Here is a 2,722-nt window from a genome sequence, read left to right as displayed (position 1 = left end):
TACTTGCTCCGAGTCCTGCCCTCGCGTGTTCCCCGGTGGCGGCGATGTCCGACCGCTCCACCGCGTGGGCGCCGACCGCCTGCAGGAACTCCACCAGCTTCGAAACGCCCTCGACCGCCGCCACCGTGTTGGCCAGGTCCCGGTTGCACAGGGACGACAACTCAACGGGGAAGCGGTCGGCGACCTCCTGCAGCAGGACACACGCCTGGTCCAGAGATGCTTCGATCTCCCCGGTGCGGTCCAACGGTGCAAGAGCCATACCACAATTTTATTCGTACACACATTCGATAGCCATCAAAAGGGCCCAATGTGTAGGAATAGTGGAGCGCCATTCAAGCAACTGGTGAACCGAGGTTTGATTTCGCGGCAAAGAAAAAGCGGCCGCCTGCGAACGGCGCAGGCGGCCGCTGCAGCTGCCCGGGAACGGTCGGGCAGCTGCACTTGGGTGGTGATTAATGAACCTTCGGTTTAGCGCTTCAGGTTGGTCAGTTCCTGCAGCACTTCATCGGAGGTGGTGATGATGCGGGCGTTGGCTTGGAAGCCGCGCTGCGCGACGATCAGGTTGGTGAATTCCTGGGACAGGTCCACGTTGGACATTTCCAGCGAGCCACCGGAGAGCGTACCAAGTCCGCCAGTGCCGGCGGTACCCAACTCAACCTGGCCGGAGTTGGCAGTTGCACGGTACGACGACGAACCCGCCTTTTCGAGGCCTCCCGGGTTGGTGAAGTTAGCCAGTGCAACTCGGCCGACGACAGCCTGGTCCCCGTTGCTAAAGGATCCCATGAGTGTGCCATCCGGGCTCATGGTGAAGGATTCAAGGGTTCCGGCCGCACGACCATTCTGACTGTCGAATCCAACGGTAGTCATGCCTGCGTAACCGCTGAGACCCGTCAGATTAACGTTGATGCCGTCAACCGCCATGAGGCCGCTTGGCGTCAGGACGCCGTTCCCGTTGAGCGCAAGCGATGCACCGACGGTCCCGCTGCCGGTCTTGGAGACATCCCAGCCGTTTGCTGTGCGAGTGAAAGTCAGGGAGAGGTTGGCCTTGGTGCCATCCGCCGTAAAGACCTCAACATCGCGGACAAGGGCATCTGCTACCTTCGCGTCAGACGGAAGGTTGCCTGCGAGCACTGCCTCGGAAGTGGCACGGGCCTTGGAGATGGCGTCAGGGGAAAGATCGATTGCACCAATGGGTCCGCCAACGGGCATGTTTCCGTCGGCATCTGCCATCCAGCCCTGCAGGATTGCCCCGTCCGGGGAGACGAGGCGCCCCATGGAATCGAGTTCGAAGGCGCCGGCGCGGGTGTAAAGCTGTTCGCCGCCCTTCGTGGTGACGAAGAAGCCGTCGCCGGAGATCATCATGTCGGTGGCCTTGCCCGTGGCCTGCGAGGAGCCCTGGGTGAAGTTGGTGGAGATGCCGGCCACCTGCACGCCGAGGCCCACCTGTGCGGGGTTGGTGCCGCCGGCCTGTGCCTGCGGGCCGCCAGCGCCCTGCGTCATCTGGGACAGGGTGTCCTGGAACTGGACGGAGGAGGCCTTGAAGCCGGTGGTGTTGACGTTGGCGATGTTGTTGCCGGTGACATCAAGCATGGTCTGGTGGGAGCGGAGTCCGGAGATTCCGGAGTAGAGCGAGCGGAGCATGGTCAGCGCCTTTCGGTTCGTGGAACGGACGAGTAATTCAGTGATTGGGAAAATTTGGTGGCGGCACAAGCCGGCTGAGGGGGCGGCATATCAGGCGGCGGCACCCCCGGTGGTACCGGCGGCGCTGGCCGCAGTACTGGCGACCGGCGCATCGGTGCCGGTGGCACCCGAGCCTGCACCGGCGTCGTTGGCACCCGAGGGGGCACCGGCGTCGTTGGTGGCTTCACCCGGGCCCGACTCCCCCGGCGCGCCGGCGGCGGTAATGCCGGCGACCAGATCCAGCGGGATCTCCCGGCCGTTCACGATCACCTGCGGGACCGGCCCGGCATAGGAGACCGAGGTGGCGGTTCCCGTGACGAGGGAGCCGTCCGCGCCGTAGTAGCTGACCTCGCGGCCCACCAGCGCCGCGGCTACGCCGCGCATCTGCAGGGAGAAGTTCTCCTCGCTGGTGGTGGTCATGGTGGCGATGCTTTCCATCATGGCCAGCTGCGTGGACTGGGAGATCATCTGGTTGGTGTCCATCGGCGAGCTGGGGTCCTGGTTCTGCAGCTGGGTGACCAGCAGGTGCATGAACATCTCGCCGTCCATGGACTGCTTCGGTGCGCGCACGGACGGGGCGGTGTACGTCGGGGCGACTGTGCCGACGGGCGCGACTGAGTCGGTGGGCATGGTTCTCCTTGTCTCAGGCCAGCACGTCGAGGCTGGTCGATATCCCGTAGGGACGTCTCAGGGCGGATGGGTCGGTCGTGTCCGGGGCCGTGTCTGCGGCGGTTCCGGTGGCCGCGCCGGGGCGGCCTTCCTGCCCCTGCGGGCCGCCGGAGGGCCGGCCGTCGGGGCCGAACTGCATGCCGGGGCGCGCATCGTTCGGGCGGTTCTGGTTGGACAGGTCAAGGTTGGCGTTCAAACCGGTGGCCGCAAGATCGCGCTTCAGGTCGGCCATGACTGCGCGCAAGGCGTCGCGGCCGGCGTCGTTCGGCGCGAAGATTTCGACTTCCGCAAGCTGAGGCGGATTGGATCCTTCCTGCCGAAGTCGGGGACCGAGCCCTGGCCGGGCATCGATAACACGTTCCTGTTCAATCCG

At 65.1% G+C, this 2,722-nt stretch carries 4 protein-coding genes; all 4 read right to left on the bottom strand.

The features are described 5' to 3' along the window. Nucleotides 1-259 (bottom strand): hypothetical protein (locus AC5RV2_RS16715; protein ID WP_494093270.1); only part of this gene is annotated, 259 nt, incomplete at its 3' end. A gap of 209 nt (nucleotides 260-468) precedes the next feature. After that, nucleotides 469-1,641: a flagellar hook protein FlgE gene (locus AC5RV2_RS16710; protein ID WP_494093269.1), complete on the bottom strand. Its 1,173-nt coding sequence runs from the start codon at nucleotides 1,639-1,641 to the stop codon at nucleotides 469-471. Between the two features lie 90 nt (nucleotides 1,642-1,731). Continuing rightward, nucleotides 1,732-2,310, bottom strand: a complete 579-nt coding sequence (locus AC5RV2_RS16705; RefSeq protein ID WP_494093268.1) for a flagellar hook assembly protein FlgD — start codon at nucleotides 2,308-2,310, stop codon at nucleotides 1,732-1,734. Nucleotides 2,311-2,323: 13 nt separating this feature from the next. Continuing rightward, the coding region (locus AC5RV2_RS16700; RefSeq protein ID WP_494093267.1) for a hypothetical protein at nucleotides 2,324-2,722 on the bottom strand (399 nt) is incomplete at its 5' end.

It is taken from the genome of Arthrobacter sp. Y3225116, from assembly GCF_059091245.1.
Note: the sequence above shows the minus strand (reverse complement) of the source record. Positions and strands in the feature narration are given on the sequence as shown.

Bases quoted from the DNA above. Each gene is read 5' to 3' on its own strand.
- AC5RV2_RS16710 (WP_494093269.1), bottom strand. From the start codon at position 1,641: ATGCTCCGCTCGCTCTACTCCGGAATCTCCGGACTCCGCTCCCACCAG.
- AC5RV2_RS16705 (WP_494093268.1), bottom strand. From the start codon at position 2,310: ATGCCCACCGACTCAGTCGCGCCCGTCGGCACAGTCGCCCCGACGTAC.